Source organism: Candidatus Campbellbacteria bacterium (genome assembly GCA_016699465.1).
Classification (GTDB): Bacteria; Patescibacteriota; Minisyncoccia; order Phycocordibacterales; family EsbW-18; genus EsbW-18.
Map to the genome: position 1 here is coordinate 564,135 of CP064977.1, position 26,131 is coordinate 590,265.

The window sequence follows — 26,131 nt, forward strand, 5'->3', positions numbered from 1 at the left end:
AAAAAAGAAAAACCGCCGAGCGACGCGGGTGCGTGCTCGGCGGAAGGTGGAAAGAACGGCTACTTCTTGCGGAAGATCTCAATACTGATGCCGATGACCATCATGGTGATTGCCCAGATGACTCCCGCACTTGCAGATAAGAATCTCTCGATTCCCGTGCCCCGAGCCATCACTGCCGGCAGAAACAAGAACAGGACCAAACCGAGAAAGAAAAAGACCCTGGATCCGGTAAGCATTTGAAACCTCCCAATTTTTGACCAAACCAAGCGTAATGCTCGGGTTGGGTACTTTCTGAAGATATTCTATAAGAAAATTGTGTCATGTCAAGACCTCAAAAGTTAGGGAGTAAATGTTTTTTACAATAAAAACAGGTGTAATGTCAATGGATAGTGGATGGTCAAAAATTCAAAAAACGGCTCTACAAAGCCATTTTTGACATAATTTTTATCCACGGAGTAGTCCACTTCTTTATTGCCCCTTTATCCCTATTCCCGTAGAATTATTGATGTTGCAGGAGTTAAGAATGTCCACCCGCATAAGGCGGGTACGCCAGACACCGCGGAATTACAATCTAACCCAACTATATAATATCTTCCTATCGTGATTTTGGTTCGTGGTTTTCTCTTTTAACGAACCGAATGAAACATGGTGTTCAGTCAAAGCGCTTCTGGCGCGCTTTTGTCTTTCGTGTCGTTGTTTCACTACTTCCCTTCGTGACCTACGGTGCGTTGCTTGGTATATATGGTGCATTGCCTTCAGTGGGTGCTCAGGAAGAATTTCCCGGTATTCGACTCACGTCACTCAACATGCCATTATTGGAAAGTACAGGAAATCCAAATCCAAAACTCGCTGTAGCAACGCCTTCTAATATTGTATACGGCGTTGCGCTCGCTTCTGATGAAAACCCAATTGCTGATGGTCGTCGGCTTTCGGCAACATCTGATCAAATTTCTACATACGTTGTTCGCGAAGGAGACTCCCTTTCAATGATTGCGGACATGTTTAACGTTTCCATAAACACTATTCGTTGGGCAAACAACATGACCGGCAAATCGACGATTCAGCCAGGACAAACACTCGTCATTCTTCCGGTGACAGGTATTCGTCACATAGTGAAGAAAGGTGACACCATACAAAGTATTGCAAAGAAGTACAAGGGTGATGTTGAAGAAATTATACAGTACAACGGTTTGGAAGAAGGAACAGCTCTTGTTGTTGCGAGTGAAATTATTATTCCTGACGGTGAGGTTGTTGTGACGTCTTCAAAGAGTGCTTCGGGTGGTGCATCTCGGGCATACTCAGGGCCAACATACGCTGGATACTACCTACGACCAACACATGGGGTGCGATCTCAAGGGTTGCACGGACACAATGGTATTGATATTGCCGCACCAGTGGGAACACCTGTGTACGCTTCAGCTGCGGGTGAGGTCATTGTTTCTCAAAGCGGTGGATGGAATGGTGGATACGGAAACTACATTGTGGTGAAGCACGGTAATGGAACACAGACGCTGTATGCACACTTGAGTAGTACGTCGGTTGCCGTTGGTGATAGTGTTGGACAAGGTGACGTGATTGGAGCTGTTGGTTCAACAGGACGTTCAACAGGGGCGCACTTGCACTTTGAAGTTCGTGGGGCAACAAACCCTTTCTAAGTAGTGGTGGGGTTAGAGGTGAGGAGTTGGTGATTGGTTTGGTAGTTGGAAAAGGTTGAAGATAGTAAAAATGGTAAGCAGAAAGCACATGAAAAACACAAAAGAGAAGTTCTAGGGTGAAGCTGGTAGTGTGTGGGGACACGCGCTACGGGTTTTGATCTAGAAATACCCAAAGCATAAAAACCGCCAGTGATGGCGGTTTTTATGCGAATGACCAATCTCAAATATCAAAATTCAAAACTGGTCGGTCTTTAAGGTCGCAATGTGCGACCTTAAAGATTTGCGTGGCGTGTGCTGTAAGAGTTTTTATGTCGTGAACATTTTTGGTCGATACTGGAGTGCTTCGAGGATGTGGTGTTTTTCGATGTGCTCAGCATTTTCTAAATCAGCAATGGTGCGAGCAATTTTTATGACGCGATGGTACGCACGGGCCGAGAGGTCTAACTTTTTTGCAGATACATTGAGAATATCTCGCACCTCTTTTGACAGTGGTGTAAACGTATCCAGGTCGCGCACGTTCATATCACTGTTTTTTCTTCGTGGTGTATTTTCAAATCTTTTTGTTTGGTACGTGCGTGCAGAAAGAACGCGCTCCCGCACGACACTACTTGCCTCACCATCACTACCGCGTGAGAGGTCTGCATGTTCAACAGGCGCAACTTCAACCCACAAATCAATTCTATCCATAACTGGTCCAGACAGCTTTCGTTGGTAGTGAAGTAAAATGTGCGGCGAGCACGTGCAGGCTCGTCCACTCCCCCACTTTCCACACGGACATGGATTGAGTGCTGCAACTAAAAGTGTATCGGCGGGAAACTGTGCGCTTCCGCGGACGCGTGCAACCGACACGACACGATCTTCGAGTGGTTGTCGCAAACTTTCAATGACGCGTCTATCAAATTCAGGAAACTCATCTAAAAAAAGCACACCGCGATGTGCGAGAGTGATTTCTCCTGGCTTTGGAAATGCTCCGCCACCAACGAGAGAGACATACGAACTTGTATGGTGTGGGGAGCGAAATGGTGGGTGTGTGACGGTGTGCTCCTTGAGTAATCCTGCAACAGAATGAATTGCTGTTACTTCCAACATCTCATCAAATGAGAGTGGCGGGAGAATACCGACGAGCGCTTTTGCAAGAAGTGTTTTTCCTGTTCCGGGCGGACCCCACAACGCAATGTTGTGTCCGCCCGCTGCCGCAATCTCAAGTGCGCGTTTTGCAGTTGTTTGTCCACGCACGTCCGAGAAATCAATACTGTATGGCGCAACAGTTGGGATGTATTCTGTCTCTGGTGTGACGGCTATTTTTTGTGGCGCCCTCTTTGGTTCCTCTGGCTTTTTCTTTTCGTTGAGATGCGCGATGAGTTCTGTAAGTGAACGTGCTCCAAACACAGAAATACCACGAACGAGTGCTGCTTCTGTCGTGTTTTCGGTGGGGACATACACTTCCGTGAATCCCATGTGTTGTGCTTTGATAACAAGTGGAAGGACACCTGCAATACGACGCACGTCTCCATCAAGAGAAAGTTCCCCGAGAAATAATTTTTTGTCAGGATTAAAACGAATATCATCTTGCGACAATAGATATGCAAGTGCGATGGCGATATCAAATGATGGGCCTTCTTTTTTGATGTCAGCGGGTGCGAGAGAAATAACTATTTTTTGGTTTCTACTTTTGGGTGATTCGAAGTTGCTGTTTTTTATTGCTGCAGATACTCGGTCGCGCGATTCTTCGACGGCCTTGTCGGGAAGTCCCACGATTGAAAATGCATGCAAGCCATTGGACACATCTACTTCAACAGAAATAATGTGCGCTGTGAGAAGCGACGTTTGTGCACTGTACACTTTTGCGAAAGACATACAGGCACTTTATCAGTTCATCATAAAGAACTGATAAAGTGCCAAGTTCAAATATCAAATATCAAAATAAAATCCGAAATAACCAATAACCAAGCAGCAATAACCAATGAAAATTCAAAATCCAAATATCAAAAAGTGACGAGTAGAAAGTAGCGTGCTCCGCTGGAGGCGGGGTAAGTAGAAAGCAATGGTGTGGTGATTGACCGGGGCGACTCTGGCGGGTATAGTCCACGTGGATATATACTGAAAGGAGCTACGCCGTGCGCATTCTCGTTGAAGGTGATAACACAGAAAACCGCGAAGAGGTTGTAAAAATTCTTCGCGGGGTTTGTCCTGATGCGGAAATCGTCGAGAGAGATATTCGACCCATTTTGGGATTCGGGTTGGAATTAGGAACCGTCGGGGAGAAATTTGACCTCGTGATTTCTGTTGGTGTAACCAGAATTGGACAGGATCTGGATGTGCCATACCTCGGATCATTTTTTACAGAGAGGAGATAGGTCATGAAAGTTGGCAGACAGTTGGTAAAAGAAGACCCATTTGCGAAGGTCAACGCAAAGTTGGCGAGGTTCAGACAGGCGGTTGAAACCATCCTCCAACAAAAACGTAACATCGCACGAGATATTTCCTTTACATGTGAACACTGCGGACGCAAGGCCCCTCTATCTCAGTGGGTTTTTATTCAGTCGATGTACTACGTTGCACCGCATGGATGTACAGAGGGTGATTATTGGGTTAACTCTCAAACGAAGGTGTGTCACCTCTGTTGTCCGATGTGTGAATGGGAAAATTATCTCTACAATCACCCCGAGAGGGAGAAGATTCTCGGTGTGTTTGTTGAGGTCGGAGAAAGTCAGAAGGAAATGATTTTTGCTCGAATCGAGATTCGTAGGAAGTGATAGGTAGTGGGGTGTTCTTTGTGCAAAACCGTGAGTGCTTTCAGTACTCACGGTTTTTGTGTATGTGACTAAAAAGTATTGACTTGTTGTGTTTTGACATGTATGTTTCTGTTGGACTTAGTAAGAAAGGAGAACGGTATGGGACTCAGAATTCTCGTGGTTGAGAGCGACGCAAAAATGCGGGCGACGTTGTGTCGCCAGCTCAAGAAAATCTGGGGAGTGGTGGATGTTGTAGAAGCCCCGTCCTTCGATGAGGCGGTTGGCGTGTTCAACTCACACAAGGGTATCTTTGACGGGATTGTTCTCGATAGCCCCAAGGTTCTTGGATTTGTTCGTTGTCTCAAGTACACGGGAATCATTGTAGCGTCTTCCTCGAGCGACGTTGCAAATGACGTGATGATCGAGTGCGGAGCCAACGGAAAGGCCTGCGCCGTCGATTCCAGAGTCGGAAAGGAGACGGCCCTCGGGGTTCTCATGAGCCTTCTCCACAGAAAAAAGTAGAACACAAAACCCGCCCGGCGTATGCCGAGCGGGTGTTTTGCTACATTCTACATTCTATCTTCAACATTCCATTCACTTACACATTTTCTCGCGCTGAAGGATTTGCTTCAAGGCGTTCAACAGAGATTGGTTCACCTGTCTTTTCATCAATGCCATACGTGCCATTTTCTATTCGTGCGAGGGCGTCAGTAACTTCTTTGAGCTGTGTCTCGAGTGTTCCTGAAATTGCAGTGTTTTCTTCTAGGTCTTCAAATTTATCTGCGAGTTCGTTTTTGTCTGCGGTTGAAACGTCGATTGCTTCATCAACAATAGGACTCCAGTCGCCTGTCATGTTTGGATTTTTAATACCAATATTTGAAAGTTCGCTTTCAAGGCGTGCCTTTTCATCGGTTAATACTTGTTTGAAATGAGCGAGTTGCTCGGTAGTTATAGTATTCATACGGGGACATCTTACCAGATATACACTTAAAGTCCAAAGCACAAAGCTCAAAATCCAAATGAGACATACCGGCTTATTCGTGCGAATAAGCCGGTATGTGTGAACACCAAAGTAGTCGTGTGGCAACCTAAAATGTTACATCGTAAAGCGGGCGGTGGAAATATAGTCAATAACCGCCGCGAGTGTATCTTCGTCGGGGGCGATGATAAGCAGTTTTTGTGAAAGGAATGAGTAAAGAACGCGCACACTGCCGTCAGTTCCAAGGAGTGCGCGAGTGTCTTTGTTTTTGATGGTGAGATCTTTAAAGACAGGCGTGATTGAAGTCATAACGGGCACAGCAACTGGTACTTGTATTAGTGTGGTTGTTGCGACTGTTGTTGTGGATACGCCTGTGGTTGTTGCAACAGTTGATGTGGAAACGGGCGGAAGTGTGGGCGCAGGTGGAGGAGGAAGAGGTGCTGGGGTGCGAACCATAAATGCAATATCTTCAGGAAGTGTGTTCTCCCATTCAAGAAGTCCAGCAAATGCTGATTCGTATGATGTTACTTCAAATGCGAGAAATGGTGAAGTTTTTCCTGCTTTTGACACAACACCAACGTATGAGAGTGTTCCAAGAGAGCGCGCAAGACGATCCGTGTTGCGTGCGGAGAGTGTTGTAAAAAAATCATCGGGCACCACATTTTTAACTACACGGGTTACATTTCCATCTGCGTCTGTTGTGTCCGCATATGTTACGAGACGCACAAGCGATATGCCGGTTTTTTGTGTGTATACAGAGGGCAACGCGCCGAGCGTTTGTGAAAGTTTTGTTCGTGACATGTCGGTCACGTCGAGCGTTGTTTCTTCCACACCTGGAATAAGCGCATCGGGTGCGGTCATGGTTATTTGGGTGGTTGGTGTTTGGGTTTGCATGAGAAATGCAACGGTTACCACAACTGCACCAAGTACTGCGAGGCCAACTCCCCCGAGAATCCACGGCATACTGTGTGTGCGCTCTTCGTCAGGAAGTGTGTCGTACAATTCTTTTTTTGTTGCCTGTTGTTGGGCGAGTGCAATTCCAGAAACAGAAAGATTTTGATTGTGAATAGTTTCTGCGGCGTCTGATTCAAGTGTGCGAATAGATGCTCGCCGAGCTGCTTCTGAAACGCGTTCCATTGCAGATGTTGATTGAGAAAATGATGCTTCGGCAGGTGTGCTTTGCGCAGGTGGTGTTGATTCGGGTGTCAGGCGAGCACTCGTCGGAAGCTTAGCTTCTGAAGGTGACTGTTCTGCAGGGATGCCGAATGCAATTACTTTTTTTGGAGCGTCTTGAATTGCATGTTCAAAAGGAGCTTCGACAATGTCTGGCAGTGTTGTTTCAGGAGCAGGTGCTGGAGCAGGTGCTGATTTTGGAACGCCCGATACTGCAAATTGTGTTGCAGACAGGGGTTCTGGTGTTTGTGTATAGGGTGTAGAAACGGCTTCTGGTCCAAGCACGTCAATGAGTGTTTGTTTTGGCATTGCCGATCGCATTGCTGGGGTGTCTGACGACGCTTGAGAAGAAGGAGTTGATTGTGCAAACACAACATCATCAGGAACGGGTGTCGATGTTCCTGTTGGAATTTCTGGCGGAAGACCAAATGATGGATTCGTTGGAAGTGGATCAACCATATATGCATAGTATACCCCGTGAGATAAATATGTGTATGCCGTGTTGTGTGGATGATTTTCTCACCAAATATCTCACGGGGTAAAAATGCAAAGTTCAAAATCCAAAGTCCAAAAAAGGATAAGGCGATACGTGTATGTGGTAGATGGTATGTAGTATGTGGAAAAATTCAATATCAAATAACAAATGACGAAGGTGGAAGCGTGCAACATGTAACATGAAGTATGTAACAAAAAGGGTGCTTTTTTATTCGCCTATTCGCGCGAATTAGAGAGTATAAAACACAGAGAGGTTTAACCTCGCTTATCAGTAAATATAAAAAAAGAACCGCCCGATGAGCGCGGCGGCTCTTCGGGCGGTGGTGGTGGAAGGGTTAATCCTCAAACCACGGGCGTTTCACATATCTTTGTCCAATGACCTCTGACTCCTGACAATCGGCACAGAACTTGATTGTCTGTTTTCGGTACCGAAAGCAGTGCGTATCTGTTGAGTAGTACCTCGTCGTACTCGTCCAGACAGATATCCTCTTACTTCCGCACGTGCAACGTCTGTAACGGAGGTTCAAATACAATCTCTTGAGATAGAAAAAGACAACGATTGCCCCGACGGTGACGAGCAGTACGAGTAGAATCTGTGACAGTGACGGCATGCTTCACCTCGTTGTGTGAGTGCACGATATGCGCACGTTGGGTTCAATATTCTGAGAATACCTTATGTCTTATGTGTATACTTGTCAATTTGTCCGTAATGGTTCAACGGTTCAGAATACAAAGCACAAAAATCGGCCGCGAAGCAGATTTTTGTGCGAGCAGTTTTCGTAAGGTCGAACTTACGGTGGTTAGTTTTTTTGAACTTTGAGCTTTGGATTTTGTGCTTACCTTCTAGATCCCCCTCGATATCCTCCAGAACCACCAGGACGGCGGAAATCTCCACCAGAACGGAAGTCTCCTGATGGTGCTGCACCTTCCTTCAAACCTTTGCGAACTGCAAAGTCAGGGTCTGCATCCTTAATGGAGAGTTTAATCTTCCCTTCCTCACCCAGTTCTTTGATTATGACGGGAACCATGTCTCCAACGTTTGCTACCCCATCCATTGATGCAAGACGAAATGGTGCGATCTCAGAAATGTGTACTAATCCCTCGGTGTCCTTCATTCCAGAAAGAGGAATTTCATCACCCATGCGGACAAAGAGACCAAAGTCGGCAATGCGTGTGACAACACCTTCAAATTTTTCACCAACATTGTATTCACGCGCAATTCCTTCAATGATTTTCTTTGTTTTTTCTGCACCTTCAACATTTCCCGTGATGAATACGGTCCCGTCTTCTTCAATCGTAATTTCTGTTCCGGTGAGTTCACGAATTTGGTTGATGGTCTTTCCCCCACCACCAATCACGGCACCAATGAATTCTTTTTTAATTTTTGTGACGAGAATACGCGGTGCATTTGGATTCATTTCTGCTCGTGGTGCAGGAAGCGCCTCTGCGATTTTATCTAAAATGTGGAGGCGCGCCTTCTTCGCTTTTTCAAATGCTTCTGGAAAAACAGAAAGTGGAACTCCAGCAACCTTTACATCCATTTGCATTGCAGTCACACCATCACGTGTTCCGGCAACTTTGAAATCCATGTCGCCGTAGTGATCTTCTGGTCCTTGAATGTCGGTCAGCACGCGGAAGCTGGTTAGCTGACTAGCTTCATTAGCTTCTAGAACAACTCCCATTGCAATACCAGCAACTGGCGCGAGGATTGGTACACCTGCATCAAGAAGTGCCAGCGTTCCTCCGCACACAGAACCCATTGATGATGAACCGTTTGATGACATCACTTCTGACACAATACGAATCGTATAAGGGAAGGTTTCTTTGGGAGGAATAACAGCAGAAAGGGCTTTTTCTGCAAGTGCCCCGTGTCCAATCATGCGGCGATTTGTTCCACCCATACGTCCTGTTTCTCCTGTTGAATATGGAGGAAAGTTGTAGTGCAGCATAAAACTTTTTGCTCCTTTGACCTCCATCCCTTCCATTTCTTGAACTGCTTCTGGACCACCGAGCGTGAGTGCTGCGAGTACGTGTGTTTCACCTCGGTAGAACACACCCGCTCCGTGAAGCATTGGTGCAACGCCTCCTGCTTGCGTGTAGATTTCTCGCACTTGATCAAAGTCTCGGTTGTCGGGACGTTTGCCGGCGAGGATTCCAACATCAAACACTGCTTCAACTTTTTCTTCAAAAAATAAATCAGCAAGTTCACGACTTTCATCTGGTGCACTTGTTTTGAGGAGTTCGTGCCATACGTGGTGGAGTTCGCCCACTTTCTCTCCTCCGGAAATGCCACAGAACACAGCGCTCTCAAGTTGCGGGGCAATCTCTTTTTCAAACAATGCGAGTGCTGCGTCGGAGAGCGTTGGAAATGTGAATACTTTTTTCTCTTTTCCTAATTCTTTGATGATGTTGTTTTGGAATGTTTCCAATTTTGTAATTTCCTCAACTGCTTTAGTGAGTCCTTCGATGATGATGTCCTCGGGAACTTGGTGTGCTCCTGTTTCAATCATGTTGACCTTCTGATCTCGTCCGCAGACAAGTAAATCAAGTACGTTTGTTTTGCGTTGCTCGTAGTTCGGGTTGAGTATCCACGCACCTTCAGGAGTTCTCCCCAGTCGTACTGCACCAACTGGACCTGCCCATGGAATATCTGACACACCGAGTGCAAGTGATGCGGCAATAGTTGCAATAACATCTGGGTCGTCCTCTCCAATAGAAAGAATAGTAGTGACTACTTGTACTTCAATACGAAGGCGTTGATCAAAAAGTGGGCGTACGGTGCGGTCAACAATGCGACCAGAGAGGATTGCTTCGTCCGACGGCTTCCCTTCTCGGCGCATGTACTTACCTCCAAGAATTTGTCCTGCCGCATAAAACTTTTCTTCATAATCAACAGTGAGAGGAAAATAATCTATTCCTTCACGCTCTTTTGAACCCATGACCGCAGTGGCAAGAACGGCAGTGTTGCCATAGCGAACAATCACGGAACCATTCGCCTGCATGGCGAGGTCGTTAAACTCTGCGGAGAGGGTTTTTTCACCAAAAACCGTCTCGAATGTTTTACTTTTCATACCTTGTTACGCGAATGTGCGCGAATGAGAATGCACGCAGATTAACGCAGATTATAGGAGCTCGTCTTCACATTGCAGATCTGACTTTTGACGTGTCCTCGGCCGAAGGCCTCGGGTGCCTGTTCAAATCCGTATATGCAAAGGCGAGCAATTACCCCTTTGTAATACTGAAAATATAGCACAAAACACGCTAGTGGCTAATTCGTACGAATTAGCCTGTATACAAGAAGCCCCACAGAAGCGCGGGGCTTCTTGTGGGGGGGGGTGAAAGAGCTGCGGTTATTCAAGCCATCGGTCTGTGGTTCGATTGGAGCCGTCGGCGTCGCCTCGGGGTTGTTCGAAAGAGGATTCTCCATATCGATATGAGTATAGCAAAGTGGGAGGCGTACGGGGGCGTTGCCTTGGTGGTTAGTGTCACTGATTGTCTTTTTGTGTTTTGTGTGGAGAATGGTTCTTGGAATGAGGTTCTTCGGGTTCGTGAAAGGAGCTGAGAGTATGGGAGAAGGAAAAACGCCAAGTGCGCGGGTTCAGGAGTATTTGAATAGCGATCAGCCCTCCCGGTACGTGGTGTTGTACGGAGTGAGGGGTCTCTTCGACCACCTCCCACCCTTTGCCAGCCTCAAGCGGGCATATGCGATGTCCAAGGCGCGTCGTCCGAGGGCATTGCACAAGAAGTGAGAGTGGGGGGGGCAGAGTTCCCCCATGCCCCGGACCAGGTTGTCCGGGGTTTTTAGTTCAAAACCAAGGCGTTGTCTTGGTTGTTGACTTGTCATTTGGCGCGAGCGTGTGTAGAGTGGTGCTTGGACTTGGTCTTCTTACTCGCTAGGGAGGTGTCGAGTGCTTGACGAGCGCGACGAGTACACTTGGGCGGCAGGGGCGCGGAAGAGACACCGCGAGCGGGGGTGTTTTGGTCACAACCCCCCGCCGGGAACCCCGTCAATTCCGTCTGTGTTTGACGGTTACCCGACGCCGAGCAAGTGGCGCCGCATCGGGGGAAGTGGCAATGCCGTCAGCTCCGCGGTGGGTGGCGAAGAGCCTGCCCAGACCCCCGAGGAACCGGAAGATGTTGTTGGTGCCCCCGTGTGAACGGGGGTTTCGTTTTGTTTGTATGAGGTGTTGCTCTGGGTTTGAATAAAAAAGGAAGCCCCGCGCGATGCGCGAGGCTCGTGCGGGGGGGGCGAGGATGAAACGGTTACTGCCACCGGTCGTAGTAGTACCAATAGAACATCTCTGCGACCTTCTCCGGCTCATCTCGTCCGGCGATTTGGTCGAGACTTTCTGCTAGATCCTTCTGTGAGAGGTAATCACGGCTAGCGCCCGCGTACTTCACGAGGAACATGGGCGTACCATCATCTAGCGGTTCTACTGGGTTGATGATGGCAATCAGGGGAGGGCTCGAGATTATTCCCACCGCGGGAAACATGACGTGGTTGAGCTTTTGCTCCATCTCGGCCGTATGGACCTTCGCAGCTCTTGTTGTGGCGGGGTCAGGTCCCGTGGCGAGTGTTTTCCAGTTGGGCACTACCCAGTAATACATCATAAACATGATGCAAACCAGGAAGAACCCCGCAGACACCTTCACGGCGAAGCGAAACCGTCTTGTGTTTGAGTCCATTTTTCTCCCTTGGCCGAAGGCCTTGCGCACTGCATTTTTGTACGACAACGAACAACCCAAATCCGCGCAGATTCTGCGCTTAAAATACAAAGAAGTCAATCCGAGGCAACGCCTCCGATCAACAAAACAAAGCGCCGACCTCGGGGAGGTCGGCGTTGGAAGAGGTACATCTGATCAGTCGGCCTTGTTGGTCCCGAGCTTGGCGAGCGCCCACTCGATCCGCCCGCGCCGCTCGAGCGCCCGGTACACCTTGTGCTCGATGTGCCCCACGACGGGGCCGAGCACGAGGCCCACCAGCGCGTAGGCAACGAGGTTCTCGTTGAGCCAAGCTCCCACCGCCATGGCGATGGACAGCGAGAACAGGGTTGCCAACGCCGCCGCTCGCCGTCCTTCCTCGTTCGTGTACTTCACGAAGAGAAGGATGGTGCGGGTGAAGGCGGAGAACAACTGTAGGAGGTCACGCAGGATCAGTGTGGGGTGTGCGAGGAGCTCCCGAAGATCTTCGGCGCAGGCCGAGAGGGTGTGGGTGAGACTCTTCGCCAAGGCCTTGATGAGCCAAAGTAGCGCCCTGCCACCCCAGTACGCAACGGCAATCGGATTGAGGTATTTCAGGAGGGCCTTTCTGTAGAGAGCAACTATGAACCTCCTAGTAGGAAGGTCGTCAAACGGCCACAACTCCATAGCCGAAAGAAGAAAACCAAATACTGGGGCCAGAAAGGCACCAAGCGCGATTGCTCCGGGCAATGTGTTGGCCAAGTTGTCGAACAACCAGAGGGCGCTTGTCATGTACAGGTTGAAGAAGAAAGAGAGGAGGGTCATCCACACGGACAGAGTCAGATAGACTTTTATCCGTTGCATCTCCTCCGGCATACCGACCATCGTCTCCTTGACCGCGCGCACGAAAGCGACGCACGCGCTCTGCCAGTCGTAGGCGATCCATCCCACGACGGCTCCGACGATGGCGGCCAGGGCGAGCGACGCCCACGGCCAGCCGAACTGGGCCACGAAGGCCAGTCCGAGCAGTACACCTGTGAGGCATCCCGTGAGAATCCCCCAAAACGGACTCTTTTGCACGACTTCCCTTCCTTTCTCGGCCCGTAGGCCATCGAACTGCATTTTTGTACGACAACGAACAACCCAAATCCGCGCAGATTCTGCGCTTAAAATACAAAGAAGTCAATCCGAGGCAACACCTTTGTTCAACAAAACAAAAGCCCCGCGCGAGTGCGGGGCTCGTGCGGGGGCGCTTCAGTCGTTGATTGTTGTGATGGTGAACGGGCTCACCAGAATCGCTTCTGATGCCCCATCGAGTTCGACCGCCACAATTCGTTCGCTTCCCCCATTCCCGAGATTCCCGTTGCTCCAGATACCAAGGACCTTTCCTTTGAGTCCTTTGGGCAGTTGAGCTTCAGCGGTGGTGATGAACCGATCACCCTCGCGAATGACTCGCGTGCTACCTCGTGGAATGATTCCGGCGTAGAACTCGGCGCTATCGAGGATGAGATCTCCCCACATGCAGCGCTTCAGAGTCTCGCCTTCTCGTAGTTGAATTTGATTCCCGGATTCTGACATCGCCCCGCTCCTTGACCCGTAGGCCTCAGTGCTGCGTTTCTTGTACGACAACGAACACGTAAATCTGCGGTGATTTTGCACTTCATGTGAGAAGAAGTCAATCCATCGACAAAAAAGAAGCCCCGCCGACGTTCTGTCGGCGGGGCGGGGTTAGACACTTTTCGGAAGGATGTCGTCCGGAATAACATACGCGCGTATGGTTGCCCCATCGAAGAGAACGTTGATGAGGTCTCCTGGAGAGAGTGTGTTCATCTCGATCTCTACCACTGTTCCGGTACTTCCCTTTGGGATGTACCAGATGCCTCTAGAGACAACGCGGTCTCCAATTCGAATGGTGTATCCTTTTGTGTTGAAGCCGACGCACTTTCCGTTCGAAACGATGAAAATCCCCCACAGACATCGTGAGGTGGTTTCTCCCGCCAGGAGAACCGGCTCAACTTCTTTGCGGATTTCTTGTACGTCGCTCATGGGACTCCTTTCGAGTCTCTGTGTTGAACAACAATTCTGGCGAAACAATAGTCCGATATGCGTGCTTTGTCAACGAAGATGAAGAAGCCCTGCCGACGTTCTGTCGGCGGGGCGTTCTTCTTTTGTTATTTCTGTTCTTGCGGAGGTCGTTTGCGATCGTTGCGTCCACCTCGGTACCCCATGAGGTACTTACGAGGGTCTTCGTCGAGGTTTGTGAAATGATCTGCAGCCTCGATGAGTTTTGCGGATGTTGAACGTCCGAATGCGATTGCTTCTACTTGGCACCCTTCACTAATTTGAAGATACTGCACAAGTGGAACATAGTCTCCGTCCCCAGATACAATGACAACGGCATCCAATTTTGGTGCGAGTTTCACTGCGTCCATGGCGAGTCCAACGTCCCAGTCGGCCTTTTTTGCACCTCCTGCGAAAATTTGTAAATCTTTTGTCTTCACCTCAATACCCATCTTGGTAAGAGCTTCAAAAAATGTTTTTTCTTCACCTGATTCAGTTGAAATAACGTATGCGATTGCACGAACGAGCGGTCGCTCCCCTATTGCATCTTTAACGATTGCTGCGAAATTAACGCGAGCGTTGTAGAGATGTCGTGCACTGTGATAGAGATTTTGCGCGTCGATAAAAACGGCAACGCGCTGTGCCTTCTGTTTGATTATGGTCATAAAATGATTTTAATAAGCTCAAAATTCAAATTTCAAAATCCAAAAAAGTAATGCTCAATGTGTTATATATGTAAATTTTTTGAGCTTTGGATTTTATACTTTGAGCTTACGGTACGATTACTCTTTGATCTTCTTCATCAACTCAGTGTACTTTGCTGGGTTTTTCTTTTTGAGGTATGCCAAATGTGTTCGGCGTTGTGCCACCATTCCGAGAAGACCACGTCGTGAGTGTTTGTCCTTGCGGTTGTCTTTCAGGTGCTTCGAAAGTTCATCAATACGTTTTGAGAGCAAATTGATTTGTACTTCTGGAGAACCAGTGTCAGCATCGTGCCGAGCGCTTTCTTTGATAACTTTGATTTTCTTTTTCTTGGATAACATATGAATAGAATATGGGTGGATAGTATGTGGTATGTAGAATGTGGAATGAGGTATATGGAATGTGGGGCGGTGATACAAAAATGTTGGGGTTAGGGCCTCCAACGGAAAATACTATATCAAAACTTTGGACATATCGCAAGTTAGGGTGTGTGTCGCTGGTGTGTAGGGAAAATGTGTCTGGATACGTGTGGAAGGTATTGTTTATCTTGTTTTGGTGTTGTGTAGTTTTTGAAGGTACGTTCTTCGGATCCACCGTATTTCTGGGCCGTGTCTAGTATACAGTGGACCCTTTCGCGGGGTCAGAAAAAACTCATCATTCACTGACCCCGCGTTTTTATATACCAAAAGAAAAAGCCGGCATGCTCTGTTGAAAAACAGTGTGCACACCGGCCGGAGGAGTGATTTATTTGAACCCGTTGGCAATCCAGATAACTGCGAAAACGAGTCCTCTAGCGAGAGCAATTATAGACGCGAACCCGAAGGAGAGTGGCCAGATAAGAGCGGTAGACGGCTGAGGCCGGTACATCCAAGGGGTTCCGGATCCCGTTGTGCCCCCAGACTTTCGAAGTGCCCACACCCAACACCCACCGAGAAAGATGTACCCAAATGCTCCGACTATCCAACACAGCGCAATTATCCAGTTCATCTCGCACCCCTTTTGTTAGTGAGGCGTAATTGTCTGTTGAACTATCTAGCGTTGTTTATATGCTTGTACAAAGGCATTGTCAATGTATTTCTTTTTTAACAGATGTGTCGCACAATATCACATAGAGATATATTGTGACGGCAAAAGTTTTTGAATAGAAAAAGACCCGCCACAGGAGGACGGGTCTGAAGAACTGGGGTTCGGGACGCTCACACTCGAGAGATTCTAGGCACCTTGCGTTTTGTGTCGACCGAGAACTCGGGCCGAACGCGACAGGTGGTGTACCCAGGTCTCGAGTTTAGGCAACTTCTCCCCAAACCCTTTTCCATATACACACTATCACAGTACAAAAATATGTCCACATCCATTAGTATTTTTCATATTATATGATCAAAGATGTTGAAACATTAAAAAGAGAATTTCTTGAATACCTCGAGATTGAGCGAGGTCGTTCTATTAAGACAATAGAAAACTACGACCGGTACCTCTCTCGATTTATTGCATTTTCGAAGGTGTCCAAGACGAGTGATATTACCGAGACATCTGTTCGTGAATTTCGTTTGTGGTTGAACCGCCAAACATCGCGTGTCCAGAAAAAAGATGCAGGTAACACCTTGAAAAAGAATACACAGAACTACTACCTCATCGCCCTCCGTGCATTTTTAAAGTTTCTACGTAAACGAAACGTGGAAACACTTCAACCAGAAGCAATTGAACTCGCAAAAGTCGGCGAACGTGATCTTGATTTAATTACACCAGTGGAGCTTGGTCGTATTATGGATGCCCCAAAAGGAAGCTCTGTGCAAGCACTGCGAGATAAGGCGTTGTTGGAGCTACTCTTTTCAACAGGTATGCGTGTATCGGAGCTCGTATCACTTCCGCGCGATGTTGATTTGTCGCGAGGCGAATTCTCTATTCGTGGAAAGGGTGAAAAGGTTCGTGTGGTCTTCGTTTCCCCTTCTGCACGAGATGCGGTTAATGCGTATTTAGAAAAAAGAACTGACATGGACGATGCACTCTTTATCCAGTTTGGAAAGGCGTCAAAAAATGCAAAAGACTTGAGGTTAACGGCTCGTTCTGTTGAGCGTTTGGTAAAACGATATGCAGTGAAATCAGGTATCAGTAAGAAAGTAACACCACACGTCATTCGCCACTCGTTTGCGACCGATTTACTTGAGAATGGTGCTGATTTACGAAGTGTGCAGGCACTCCTCGGTCATGCAAATATCACCACGACGCAAGTGTACACGCACGTGACCGACAAACATTTGAAAGAGGTGCACAACAAATTCCACGGCCAACAAAAACAATAGTACAATACACGTATCGTTATCGGCGCTTTTATTTTTTATGAAAAAATATTACATACTCGTACTTTTTGTCTGTGTTATAAGTCCACTCTTTGCTCGTGCGGAAGACGTTATTTTTCAAAAAGTACTTCGAACCTATGATCAAAATGGATATAACTCTTCCTGGGGCTCCCGTGCTTTTGAAGGTACAGCGTGGCTTTCAGGAGGAGATTTGATAGTCACAGGAAGTTGCAAACAGGACCACACAGGAGGCGCATTTCTCTTCGGAAGTGATGGTGTATATAAAGGAATTGGAAACACATGTAGTGATACAAGCTCTATTAGGTTGGGCTGTTCGGAGGCGGGAGGATGTCAATTGGGGACCGCTATTGCTGAGCGCCCAGATGGTTCAATTGTACGTTTAGGACAAAGCCGCAATTTTGTTCGACGCTCTCCTGCTGTCTACACTATTGCATCAGACGGGCTCTCGTTTGTATCTCGACTCTTTTTTTCAAAATCAAGCGATGAGTATATGTATCCCCAAGGTCCAGAAAATGACTGGAATACATGGGCAAGCTACTACGATCCTGTTGTTACCTCGGATGACATACTGGTGATGAGGAAAGGTGGAGATGGGTACTTTCCACAACTAGACCGTCTTGTTGCGTTTAGTCTGCCAGAGTTCGGTGCGCTGTGGACAAAAAATTTAACGGGAGAGATCGTTGGTGGTATTAAAGATATGTTCATTCAAACCAACGCACGAAATTATCCCAAAGAACTCGTTGTATATCGCGTGAGTCGTGGTGGGGTAACTGAAATTGACCGAGAACCAATCAATGGATTATGGAAATCATCGTGGGGCACATCCGCTTTGAAAAAAGATCCTAGTGATGCATCGGTGTTTGCTATTAAAACAGGAACAGGTCCACGAGATACAAAAATAGTTCGCTACCGAGCGAGTGCTTCAGGTATACAAAAAATTGATGAGAGAACTATACCTAGTGATGTGTATGGCGCTGACTTTTCAATCTTTGGTGACTACCTAGCATTTGCTACAGGTGGCCCTCGCGTGTGGAAGGGTACGAAGGAGCTAACGATTGGAAGCGCCCCTGCAGGCACACTGTGGAATGTTTCAAGTGTTTCGTTTGGTCGTGATGGAAAACTCGCCGTCGCAAATGCTAAAAATGTGTTGTTGTACGCGCTTAGTGGAACGGTTACACCTCCGGTTTCCATTCCTCCACCAGGTGGCTCGGGGAAAGGTGCTCCATTATATGATTTGAAGTATGGGAATTGTACATTAAAGATGACTACGGGCGATGTTCAATTTAACTCACCCATCACAAGTGCATTTTTTAATTGTATGCTCAATAGTGCTCTTCAAGGATTTACAACAAGTAAACGCTAGATAAAATTCAAGTACATCTCTAATAAGGCCCCGCTCAAGTACGAGTGGGGCTTTGTGTTCTTGTGTGAAGTAGGTCGAGAAGAATAGCGAACCAATATTTCACGGGGTACAATGTGTGTGTCATTATTCATTTTTATTTTTTATGAAAAAATATTACATACTCGTACTTTTTGTCTGTGTTATAAGTCCACTCTTTGCTCGTGCGGAAGACGTTATTTTTCAAAAAGTACTTCGAACCTATGATCAAAATGGATATAACTCTTCCTGGGGCTCCCGTGCTTTTGAAGGTACAGCGTGGCTTTCAGGAGGAGATTTGATAGTCACAGGAAGTTGCAAACAGGACCACACAGGAGGCGCATTTCTCTTCGGAAGTGATGGTGTATATAAAGGAATTGGAAACACATGTAGTGATACAAGCTCTATTAGGTTGGGCTGTTCGGAGGCGGGAGGATGTCAATTGGGGACCGCTATTGCTGAGCGCCCAGATGGTTCAATTGTACGTTTAGGACAAAGCCGCAATTTTGTTCGACGCTCTCCTGCTGTCTACACTATTGCATCAGACGGGCTCTCGTTTGTATCTCGACTCTTTTTTCAAAATCAAGCGATGAGTATATGTATCCCCAAGGTCCAGAAAATGACTGGAATACATGGGCAAGCTACTACGATCCTGTTGTTACCTCGGATGACATACTGGTGATGAGGAAAGGTGGAGATGGGTACTTTCCACAACTAGACCGTCTTGTTGCGTTTAGTCTGCCAGAGTTCGGTGCGCTGTGGACAAAAAATTTAACGGGAGAGATCGTTGGTGGTATTAAAGATATGTTCATTCAAACCAACGCACGAAATTATCCCAAAGAACTCGTTGTATATCGCGTGAGTCGTGGTGGGGTAACTGAAATTGACCGAGAACCAATCAATGGATTATGGAAATCATCGTGGGGCACATCCGCTTTGAAAAAGATCCTAGTGATGCATCGGTGTTTGCTATTAAAACAGGAACAGGTCCACGAGATACAAAAATAGTTCGCTACCGAGCGAGTGCTTCAGGTATACAAAAAATTGATGAGAGAACTATACCTAGTGATGTGTATGGCGCTGACTTTTCAATCTTTGGTGACTACCTAGCATTTGCTACAGGTGGCCCTCGCGTGTGGAAGGGTACGAAGGAGCTAACGATTGGAAGCGCCCCTGCAGGCACACTGTGGAATGTTTCAAGTGTTTCGTTTGGTCGTGATGGAAAACTCGCCGTCGCAAATGCTAAAAATGTGTTGTTGTACGCGCTTAGTGGAACGGTTACACCTCCGGTTTCAATTTTACCACCGACGGGTGTGGGAAGTGGTTTTAATGGATTGCCTCCAGGAACAACCGAAAAAGAACTCACTACGGTAACAAAAAGTATTTTGCAACAAATGGGAATTGGTAACTGTCCCCTTCCACCATCATCAGGTGCAACAATCAACACGACAGGACCAGCACAATTGAGTGCGTTTCTTAATTGTTTACTCCAAACATCACTAAGTGGTCCATATACAAGTCCTCCAATCTCATCAAATACACCAACATCACTGCAACGACATCCAATACCGCTGATGCCTCCTCAGGTATCAAACGCTGTTTCGTTAAGCAAGACGCTTATTACTCAGCCAGGATTTTCTGCTACTACAGGTTCATCTGATGTAGCACTAGTTGGTGCTCGGTGGGTTGATGGAAAATTTGTTCTCTCGAGTTTTTGTAGCGCTACTGGAAATAATAAAGGTCTCTGGATTTTCAGCGAGAGTGGCACGCAGATTGCCGAACGCAATGCGTGTCGTGATGCTGGTGAGGATCAAAATGGTTCCACAGATCACACGTGGGGCGTTACGCCAAACGTACAATTGGTTGGTAATGGTCAATTTCTAAAAGAAATGGGACCATACAATAATCGTCCACCACTTCTCTACCACGTTTCTAATGGCGATTTAATTTCCAAAGCGTGGAATGCGCGAGGAATGAGTGGTAATGGCACTGATGTTACGAGTGACATAGCGGGAATACCTGGGTATGCAGTTGTTATTGAAAATGGAACGGACAATGTGCTCTATGCGTTGCCGGATTGGAATGTGCTCCAACGTGTTTCAAGAAAGTTCCAACCAATTACGGGTGTCGGAAATTATATCGTCGGAACACCAACTCCTGGAAATAAAGATCTGGTTTTGTATAAGGTAGCAAATAACACATTGGAATTAGTAAACAAAGTAACGACGAATATTCGCCCTGTTGCTGCTGCAGTTGACCCGTCTTCAAACGGTACACGTGTTGGATTCTTGTTTATAAATGATGGTGGTACAGGAAAAAATCACGCAGATATCTACACTGTTGGTAGTACGGGGCTTAAGTTTGTAAAAAAGGTAACACTCCCTTCGACAACAACATTTACCTCTACAGGATGGCAGAATGCATTTGCACTAACCGGTGAGTACGTTGCTTTCAATGATTGTGGATTACCTGCACTTCCTGCGCCTAGCGGAACAGGAGACAATCTATCTTCTGCAAAATGCGGTCTCGCTGTTTTGAAAGGTACAACACGTATGACTGTACAACGAATACCTAATGCAACGACGAACGACGGTTCACAAATTCTTCCACCGGCTATTCGTGGTATTGCGATTTCTCCAAGTGGCGCTGTTATTGTTACAAATAGTTACGGTGCATACCTCTACAAAATTGGTGGAGGTGGTGTTGGCAACTAAAAACAAAAGCAAAAATAAAAAGCCCCGCTCGTTCTCGAGCGGGGCTTTTTGTATCTGATTTTTTCTATTACTACATCTGCTGTGTTGGTGCTTGCTTCACTTCGCATGAGTTGCACTTGCTACACTTGCAGCTGAAGATTGACATCACACCTGCAACACCGACGAGAATGTAGACAACACCCTCGAGCCATGACCAATTACCAAAGATAAGGTTTACGAGGTTCCAATTGCTTCCAAAGAAACCACCAAGACCAACGAGACCCCAGTTAACTGCACCAACAATGACCAAAATCCACGTTACCATTGCAATACCACATTTTCCTTTCATCATATTTTTTTGGAGATCGGATTCCCAATCTCTAGGTTATATAAATAATGTTATAAGCAGTTCTATTGTATCAGAAAAAATCTCGTGCAATATTACTGATAAGTGAACAAATGATATACTCAGAGGATACGTCTCGTTAGACATTCTTTTAATCGGAGTGTCGTGGCGGGTCGTCTTATAAAAGTTGTAACTTAAGATGTGAAAATGTCTCTCATTTTCTATCTCTAATGGGATGCAAATCATTTCATGGAACGTAAATGGACTCCGTGCCCTCTTCAATCAGGGTTACTGGGATTGGTTTGAACAAGAAAAACCGGATATTTTTTGTCTTCAAGAAACAAAGGCGGAAGAAAGCCAACTTGCTCCTGAGGTTCAAAAACCACTCGGATACTTCGCCTACTTCAACTCATCAAAAGAACGAAAGGGATATAGTGGTGTTGCTCTGTACACAAAAATAGAGCCCAAAAACGTGTCCTTCGACGTGCTTCCAGAAAGATTCAACACCCAAGGGCGTCTCATTGAGGCCGTTTTTGATGATTTCGTACTTTTGAACGTCTATTTTCCGAATGGTGGCGGTTCTCCCGAGAAGCTCCAGTACAAGCTTGATTTTTATGATGCTTTTCTAGAACACATTCAAAAACTCAGAAAAGATGGCAAAAAGGTGATTTTTTGTGGGGACGTCAATGTTGCCCATGAAGAAATTGATATCGCTCGACCAAAAGAGAACGAGGGACATGTTGGATTTTTGCCTGAGGAGCGTGCGTGGATGGATGAAGTACTTTCTGCGGGGTTTGTTGATACATTTAGACACTTCTATCCTGACAGGAAAAACGCATATTCATACTGGGATACGGTTACTCGCGCTCGCGATAGAAATGTTGGATGGCGACTTGATTATTTCATTGTTTCACAAGATATACTCCCTAAAATCAAGCGATCGGAGATACTGACTGATGTATTTGGTTCGGATCATTGCCCTGTGGGGATAGAGTTGGGAATGTAGAATATAGAATGCAGTCATTGTTGTTGTAGTAAAATACGAGACATTTGACTTTTATTTTTGTTTATGTTACAAAGGAGCTAGGCCTGAGCCATTCGCAAGGAGACGTTCATTCTCTGGCGAATAAGTGCCGGTACACAGACGATGCTCAGGTGGGGAGATCGGTCCGGTCGGACGCTCCCAAACGGCGGAAGCCTCCAGTCCTAGGAAACTGGTCGACTCCGCGCCTCGGAACATGGTTCTGGGGTTTTTCTTTTAGAAATTTTTTGGTGTATTCAAAAAAGCGTTGTTTTTAGGCCATATTTTTGCTGTATTCTCAACTTAACGCAAAAACACTTGACTTTTTATTTATATTGTATATAATACTTTTCGGACAGTGAGTGAGGGTGCTGGGATGTCGGGGGCTTAACCCCCTAGTTCCCTTGCGAGGCCGATTTCCGTTGCGGAATCAATTGAGGAACAAAACCTCGAAGGTTCTTGCCGAGAACGGATACACAGGTCCAGCTTTCATTCACTGTTCGCTGTTCTTTTACCTCTGCGAGATGACCTCGCGGAGAAAACGTGAAGGAGGACGGTCATGGCGCAGGCCATCGCGACCCCGCCCGCAAGAGGCCCGCCGGACAAGCAGTACCCTATCGAATATGATAGGGTTTTTATTTTATAAAGGACATTATGTCCTTTATATATTTAAACATACGGAACGAGGCTATATTTTCAAGAAGGGACCCACGGAAAGCGAAGAGCTTGAGTGTGATCGCCATTTCAGCAGAAATGGACGCGTGCCCTTGAAAATATAGGCGAGTGGAGAGTTATCCACTTCATGTCCTTTACAACCATAAGCATGTCCTTTACACTTACTACCAGAAGTCAGTGAACGGGCCTAATTAAATATATACCCCACACAACAATCTCCTTGCCCGTTTGTGACACTTTGTTCTTTCCCAGCTGGATAGGGATCGAGGAAAACAATCGTCAACGGTTTCGCGTGAATCTCTCGCGGGACACAGCACGAGAATAGTGCGCACCACTTTCGCACCTCAAGCTATACGTTTAGATCTTTCTTACCCCACATCCACACACTAAGGATTTCTCACTGAGAGGTCCTGAAGCCAAGGCCGTCTTGCACTGTTACAGAAGGTTATTCTTCACCGAATTACGTTCCGTGACTCCAAGGCGGCTTTTTGCATGTGGTTGATTTTATTAGCAAGCGATAGCGAGATGCATAAAATCACCACCCCGCCATGGCGGGGTTCTCAAAAATTATATTCGCTATGCTCATTAATTTTTGGAAGAAGTTGGAAGAGGGCTAATTCATGCGAATTAGCCGATATTGACACGGACAAAAAATGTAATATAATACTAACGAATGTTCTCGAGCAACCATGCTCGAAAAAACAACAGGAGACAAGACGATGTACTCTCTTGGTTTTCAGACGATGGCTATTCTCATAGCCGTACCGTTCCTGGCCCAATTTTTCAGTGGGAAGTGCAACTGGAAGGCCGCTGTGGGTTATGCCTACAGGTATGTGGCTGGCGTTGCGTTCTTCATGTGGGTGTTGCACCAGGGGGGATACAAGTAGAATCCCTCGACCAAGCAACGTACATTTGCCCGAAACTTCGGTTTCGGGCAGATTTTCTTTTCTCTCAACCTAAAAAGCTACGAAGCTATAAGTTAGCACTCCCCGCTATTCAACGTGGTGTTTTGAGCGAATTTTTTTGACTTCTTTTTCCTCGGCTTCTTCTTGCGCATCTCTCCCCTTTTCACCAAGCACGCGGAGTTCTGTATCAGGTAGTTTTGCAAGCGCGTGTGCACGAGTTTCCAAATACTCTTTTGTATTTTGTGTTGGGTCATCAAGTACATCTTCAAGAAGTGCGTGGAGAATCCATCCTATACGTGGTCCAGGGCGCTCTCCAAGGAGCTCCATGAGTTGTTTTCCATCAATCTGTAGCATTCCTACCGAAACAGGATCACGCATCACCTCATCAATCATCGCTTTATACTTACGCAAACGATACGGTTGTTCTTTTGGTCGTCCTGTCCCGATTCGGTCGCACACACGCATGTTTAAAATATCTTCAACGTTCTCTGGTCCAACATTTCGAATGAGACGACGCACTGCGGAGTGCGTAATTTGTTCTGTGTCTGAGAAAAACATGTGCCACCGAACAAGTTTCACTACTTTATCAACAACCTCTGTTGGAAATCGCAATTCTTGCATGCGTTTGCGTGCAAGTCGTGAGCCAACAACTTCGTGTCCATGGAATGACCAATCGTTTTTCTTTGTATCCATTGCCTTTGTGTGTGGTTTTGCAATGTCGTGGAAGAGTGCCGCGAGACGAAGCTCAAGTGAGAACTTTTTATCAGCAGCCGCTTGCAGAGTACGTCCAATGTGCTCAAAAACCGTGTACGAATGGGCCTGATTCTGGCCTACCCCAATTCCCTTTTCTAATTCTGGAACAACATATGAAAGCAATTTGTGTTCATGGAGAAGCTGTATTCCTCGAAATGGACTGTCTGACAAAAGCATTTTAGTAAATTCATCACGAATTCGTTCAGCTGAGATGTGTGCAAGATCATCTGCATGTTTGAGAATTGCATCTGATGTCTTTTTTTCAATTTCAAAACTAAGTTCTGTTGCAAAACGAACAGCACGCAACATGCGAAGTGCATCTTCGTTAAATCGTTTTTCTGCGTCACCAATCGCACGGATCAGTGTATCTTCTAAATCTTTTTTTCCATCGTACAAATCAACGAGTGTGTTGGTTGTTGTATCAAATGCAAACGCATTAATAGTAAAATCACGTCGTGCCAAGTCTTCTTCAAGTGATGTACCAAAAGAAACCTCGTCAGGGTGTCGTTTGTCGCTATACCCACTCTCCTTTCGATACGGTGTGACCTCAATTGCTTTGAGTGTTGCATCTTCTGTTTCATCGTTGACTACACCAACGGTTCCATATTCGTTTTCGTAGAAGGTGTGCGGAAAAAGCGCCTGGATTTGTTCAGGTGTTGCGTTTGTGGTCACATCCCAATCTTTTGGTGTTCGATCAAGATACATATCTCGAACACAACCACCAACAAGATATGCTTCATACCCACTATGTTGGAGAAGAGCCACAATTCCACGCGCTTCTTTTGGTAGATCTTTCATGACTTTATTGTAAGAGATTCGACCGAACTTTCGAAGGATTCGCCCGCGCCTCTCAGCTCGTCGTCGCTCGCTTCGGACTGGGCACCAACTCGTTGTTCGAATCCCTCACGGTCGTGCATTAAAGCACGACCTCAGGAACACCTCGCTTCGCTTCAGTGCCCCCGGAGGGATTCGAACCCCCAACAACAGGTTCGAAGCCTGTCGTGATATCCATTTCACCACGGGAGCAATACTATTGCCCAAGAATAATACAGGTGAATCGGTCACGAGTTTCTAGCTTCCTCACTGTGCTTCGCACAATTCCGTCGCAAGAACTCTCGACTCCAGCTCGTCCCCACCTTCAGCGGATGACTGCGCTTTTCGATTCTCCACGCAAACAAAGTAGTTTGTTTGCTCTGCTTCGCAAAACATAAGAAAAAACCGGAAGATATCAGATTTTTTCTTAGTTTGTGCGGGCAGGGAGAATCGAACTCCCGTCTCGTCCTTGGCAAGGACGTGTTCTACCACTAAACCATGCCCGCTTTTATTGATGCTTTGATGGACACGTCCACCACAAAGAACAGTATATCTATTTTTCGTCAATTTACCATATGTTTATAACAATTTTAGGATACTAGTATATTCTTCGACCATGCATTTTTGAGAGTCGGTCACTGTTAAAGGTCTTTATATTAAAAGACAGTTAGTTTTTCATATGGTCTTTAATGAATGCGTATTTTAAAGGGTAAAATGTGGAAAACTGTGGACAATTAGGGGGATATGTG

23 protein-coding genes and 2 tRNA genes are annotated in these 26,131 nt (G+C 46.6%); 11 read left to right on the forward strand and 14 right to left on the reverse strand.

From position 1 onward, the window contains the following. Positions 1-638: 638 nt before the first annotated feature. Entirely contained in the window at positions 639-1,655 is a 1,017-nt protein-coding gene (locus IPJ70_03160) for a M23 family metallopeptidase (protein ID QQR82256.1), read from the forward strand. A 306-nt stretch (positions 1,656-1,961) separates the two neighbouring features. On the opposite strand, the gene IPJ70_03165 is transcribed toward IPJ70_03160, so the two are convergent. Then, positions 1,962-3,512 carry a YifB family Mg chelatase-like AAA ATPase gene (locus IPJ70_03165; protein ID QQR82257.1) on the reverse strand — a complete coding sequence of 517 codons (1,551 nt, stop codon included), beginning with the start codon at positions 3,510-3,512 and terminating at the stop codon, positions 1,962-1,964. Between the two features lie 260 nt (positions 3,513-3,772). On the opposite strand from IPJ70_03165, the gene IPJ70_03170 reads away from it, so the two are divergent. The 3 genes from IPJ70_03170 (at position 3,773) to IPJ70_03180 (ending at position 4,912) form a co-directional block, all read left to right on the forward strand. Next, positions 3,773-4,012, forward strand: a complete 240-nt coding sequence (locus IPJ70_03170) for a hypothetical protein (GenBank protein QQR82258.1) — start codon at positions 3,773-3,775, stop codon at positions 4,010-4,012. A gap of 3 nt (positions 4,013-4,015) precedes the next feature. Next, positions 4,016-4,411, forward strand: a complete 396-nt coding sequence (locus IPJ70_03175; GenBank protein QQR82259.1) for a hypothetical protein — start codon at positions 4,016-4,018, stop codon at positions 4,409-4,411. 138 nt (positions 4,412-4,549) lie between these two features. Then, positions 4,550-4,912, forward strand: coding sequence for a hypothetical protein (locus IPJ70_03180; GenBank protein ID QQR82260.1), 363 nt, complete (start codon positions 4,550-4,552; stop codon positions 4,910-4,912). Between the two features lie 76 nt (positions 4,913-4,988). Here the strand turns inward: IPJ70_03180 and IPJ70_03185 are convergent, their stop codons facing one another. The 9 genes from IPJ70_03185 to rpsO form a co-directional block, all read right to left on the reverse strand. Beyond that, positions 4,989-5,351 (reverse strand): hypothetical protein, encoded by a 363-nt coding sequence (locus tag IPJ70_03185; GenBank protein ID QQR82261.1) that lies wholly within the window; start codon positions 5,349-5,351, stop codon positions 4,989-4,991. A gap of 135 nt (positions 5,352-5,486) precedes the next feature. Then, entirely contained in the window at positions 5,487-7,001 is a 1,515-nt protein-coding gene (locus IPJ70_03190; protein ID QQR82262.1) for a hypothetical protein, read from the reverse strand. Positions 7,002-7,873: 872 nt separating this feature from the next. Then, on the reverse strand, positions 7,874-10,108 hold the full coding sequence (locus IPJ70_03195) for a polyribonucleotide nucleotidyltransferase (protein QQR82263.1): 2,235 nt from the start codon (positions 10,106-10,108) through the stop codon (positions 7,874-7,876). Between the two features lie 1,192 nt (positions 10,109-11,300). Continuing rightward, positions 11,301-11,723: a hypothetical protein gene (locus IPJ70_03200; protein QQR82264.1), complete on the reverse strand. Its 423-nt coding sequence runs from the start codon at positions 11,721-11,723 to the stop codon at positions 11,301-11,303. A gap of 174 nt (positions 11,724-11,897) precedes the next feature. Further along, positions 11,898-12,839, reverse strand: a complete 942-nt coding sequence (locus IPJ70_03205; protein ID QQR82265.1) for a hypothetical protein — start codon at positions 12,837-12,839, stop codon at positions 11,898-11,900. A gap of 132 nt (positions 12,840-12,971) precedes the next feature. Further along, positions 12,972-13,295 (reverse strand): hypothetical protein, encoded by a 324-nt coding sequence (locus IPJ70_03210; protein ID QQR82266.1) that lies wholly within the window; start codon positions 13,293-13,295, stop codon positions 12,972-12,974. A 150-nt stretch (positions 13,296-13,445) separates the two neighbouring features. Next, on the reverse strand, positions 13,446-13,763 hold the full coding sequence (locus tag IPJ70_03215; GenBank protein ID QQR82267.1) for a hypothetical protein: 318 nt from the start codon (positions 13,761-13,763) through the stop codon (positions 13,446-13,448). Positions 13,764-13,888: 125 nt separating this feature from the next. After that, the gene (locus tag IPJ70_03220) at positions 13,889-14,443 is read right to left on the reverse strand and encodes an NYN domain-containing protein (GenBank protein QQR82268.1); all 555 of its coding nucleotides are present in this window, start codon (positions 14,441-14,443) and stop codon (positions 13,889-13,891) included. A gap of 117 nt (positions 14,444-14,560) precedes the next feature. Next, positions 14,561-14,821: a 30S ribosomal protein S15 gene (gene rpsO / locus IPJ70_03225; protein ID QQR82269.1), complete on the reverse strand. Its 261-nt coding sequence runs from the start codon at positions 14,819-14,821 to the stop codon at positions 14,561-14,563. A gap of 1,032 nt (positions 14,822-15,853) precedes the next feature. Here rpsO and IPJ70_03230 point away from each other — a divergent pair. The 5 genes from IPJ70_03230 (at position 15,854) to IPJ70_03250 (ending at position 20,890) form a co-directional block, all read left to right on the forward strand. Continuing rightward, the gene (locus IPJ70_03230; protein QQR82270.1) at positions 15,854-16,780 is read left to right on the forward strand and encodes a tyrosine-type recombinase/integrase; all 927 of its coding nucleotides are present in this window, start codon (positions 15,854-15,856) and stop codon (positions 16,778-16,780) included. A 37-nt stretch (positions 16,781-16,817) separates the two neighbouring features. Further along, complete coding sequence (locus IPJ70_03235) at positions 16,818-18,161, forward strand: hypothetical protein (GenBank protein ID QQR82271.1); 1,344 nt, start codon at positions 16,818-16,820, stop codon at positions 18,159-18,161. A 142-nt stretch (positions 18,162-18,303) separates the two neighbouring features. Continuing rightward, positions 18,304-18,858 (forward strand): hypothetical protein, encoded by a 555-nt coding sequence (locus IPJ70_03240; GenBank protein QQR82272.1) that lies wholly within the window; start codon positions 18,304-18,306, stop codon positions 18,856-18,858. Further along, complete coding sequence (locus IPJ70_03245; protein ID QQR82273.1) at positions 18,858-19,184, forward strand: hypothetical protein; 327 nt, start codon at positions 18,858-18,860, stop codon at positions 19,182-19,184. The genes IPJ70_03240 and IPJ70_03245 overlap by 1 nt, the downstream gene beginning before the upstream one ends. Next, entirely contained in the window at positions 19,085-20,890 is a 1,806-nt protein-coding gene (locus IPJ70_03250) for a hypothetical protein (GenBank protein QQR82274.1), read from the forward strand. The genes IPJ70_03245 and IPJ70_03250 overlap by 100 nt, the downstream gene beginning before the upstream one ends. A gap of 70 nt (positions 20,891-20,960) precedes the next feature. Here the strand turns inward: IPJ70_03250 and IPJ70_03255 are convergent, their stop codons facing one another. After that, a complete protein-coding gene (locus IPJ70_03255) occupies positions 20,961-21,218 on the reverse strand; it encodes a DUF378 domain-containing protein (GenBank protein ID QQR82921.1) in 258 nt (85 codons plus the stop codon). 232 nt (positions 21,219-21,450) lie between these two features. On the opposite strand from IPJ70_03255, the gene xth reads away from it, so the two are divergent. After that, the gene (gene xth / locus IPJ70_03260) at positions 21,451-22,221 is read left to right on the forward strand and encodes an exodeoxyribonuclease III (protein ID QQR82275.1); all 771 of its coding nucleotides are present in this window, start codon (positions 21,451-21,453) and stop codon (positions 22,219-22,221) included. A gap of 1,379 nt (positions 22,222-23,600) precedes the next feature. Next, positions 23,601-23,798 carry a hypothetical protein gene (locus IPJ70_03265; protein ID QQR82276.1) on the forward strand — a complete coding sequence of 66 codons (198 nt, stop codon included), beginning with the start codon at positions 23,601-23,603 and terminating at the stop codon, positions 23,796-23,798. A 105-nt stretch (positions 23,799-23,903) separates the two neighbouring features. Here the strand turns inward: IPJ70_03265 and IPJ70_03270 are convergent, their stop codons facing one another. The 3 genes from IPJ70_03270 to IPJ70_03280 form a co-directional block, all read right to left on the reverse strand. Beyond that, on the reverse strand, positions 23,904-25,367 hold the full coding sequence (locus IPJ70_03270; protein ID QQR82277.1) for an HD domain-containing protein: 1,464 nt from the start codon (positions 25,365-25,367) through the stop codon (positions 23,904-23,906). A gap of 156 nt (positions 25,368-25,523) precedes the next feature. Further along, positions 25,524-25,595: transfer RNA gene (locus IPJ70_03275), tRNA-Arg, on the reverse strand. Positions 25,596-25,817: 222 nt separating this feature from the next. Continuing rightward, positions 25,818-25,888 (reverse strand) — tRNA-Gly (locus IPJ70_03280). Positions 25,889-26,131: the final 243 nt, after the last annotated feature.

Bases quoted from the DNA above. Each gene is read 5' to 3' on its own strand.
- IPJ70_03160 (QQR82256.1), top strand. From the start codon at position 639: ATGAAACATGGTGTTCAGTCAAAGCGCTTCTGGCGCGCTTTTGTCTTT.
- IPJ70_03165 (QQR82257.1), bottom strand. From the start codon at position 3,512: ATGTCTTTCGCAAAAGTGTACAGTGCACAAACGTCGCTTCTCACAGCG.
- IPJ70_03175 (QQR82259.1), top strand. From the start codon at position 4,016: ATGAAAGTTGGCAGACAGTTGGTAAAAGAAGACCCATTTGCGAAGGTC.
- IPJ70_03180 (QQR82260.1), top strand. From the start codon at position 4,550: ATGGGACTCAGAATTCTCGTGGTTGAGAGCGACGCAAAAATGCGGGCG.
- IPJ70_03185 (QQR82261.1), bottom strand. From the start codon at position 5,351: ATGAATACTATAACTACCGAGCAACTCGCTCATTTCAAACAAGTATTA.
- IPJ70_03190 (QQR82262.1), bottom strand. From the start codon at position 7,001: ATGGTTGATCCACTTCCAACGAATCCATCATTTGGTCTTCCGCCAGAA.
- IPJ70_03195 (QQR82263.1), bottom strand. From the start codon at position 10,108: ATGAAAAGTAAAACATTCGAGACGGTTTTTGGTGAAAAAACCCTCTCC.
- IPJ70_03200 (QQR82264.1), bottom strand. From the start codon at position 11,723: ATGGACTCAAACACAAGACGGTTTCGCTTCGCCGTGAAGGTGTCTGCG.
- IPJ70_03205 (QQR82265.1), bottom strand. From the start codon at position 12,839: ATGCAGTTCGATGGCCTACGGGCCGAGAAAGGAAGGGAAGTCGTGCAA.
- IPJ70_03210 (QQR82266.1), bottom strand. From the start codon at position 13,295: ATGTCAGAATCCGGGAATCAAATTCAACTACGAGAAGGCGAGACTCTG.
- IPJ70_03215 (QQR82267.1), bottom strand. From the start codon at position 13,763: ATGAGCGACGTACAAGAAATCCGCAAAGAAGTTGAGCCGGTTCTCCTG.
- IPJ70_03220 (QQR82268.1), bottom strand. From the start codon at position 14,443: ATGACCATAATCAAACAGAAGGCACAGCGCGTTGCCGTTTTTATCGAC.
- rpsO (QQR82269.1), bottom strand. From the start codon at position 14,821: ATGTTATCCAAGAAAAAGAAAATCAAAGTTATCAAAGAAAGCGCTCGG.
- IPJ70_03230 (QQR82270.1), top strand. From the start codon at position 15,854: ATGATCAAAGATGTTGAAACATTAAAAAGAGAATTTCTTGAATACCTC.
- IPJ70_03235 (QQR82271.1), top strand. From the start codon at position 16,818: ATGAAAAAATATTACATACTCGTACTTTTTGTCTGTGTTATAAGTCCA.
- IPJ70_03240 (QQR82272.1), top strand. From the start codon at position 18,304: ATGAAAAAATATTACATACTCGTACTTTTTGTCTGTGTTATAAGTCCA.
- IPJ70_03245 (QQR82273.1), top strand. From the start codon at position 18,858: ATGAGGAAAGGTGGAGATGGGTACTTTCCACAACTAGACCGTCTTGTT.
- IPJ70_03250 (QQR82274.1), top strand. From the start codon at position 19,085: ATGGAAATCATCGTGGGGCACATCCGCTTTGAAAAAGATCCTAGTGAT.
- IPJ70_03255 (QQR82921.1), bottom strand. From the start codon at position 21,218: ATGAAAGGAAAATGTGGTATTGCAATGGTAACGTGGATTTTGGTCATT.
- xth (QQR82275.1), top strand. From the start codon at position 21,451: ATGCAAATCATTTCATGGAACGTAAATGGACTCCGTGCCCTCTTCAAT.
- IPJ70_03265 (QQR82276.1), top strand. From the start codon at position 23,601: ATGCTCGAAAAAACAACAGGAGACAAGACGATGTACTCTCTTGGTTTT.
- IPJ70_03270 (QQR82277.1), bottom strand. From the start codon at position 25,367: ATGAAAGATCTACCAAAAGAAGCGCGTGGAATTGTGGCTCTTCTCCAA.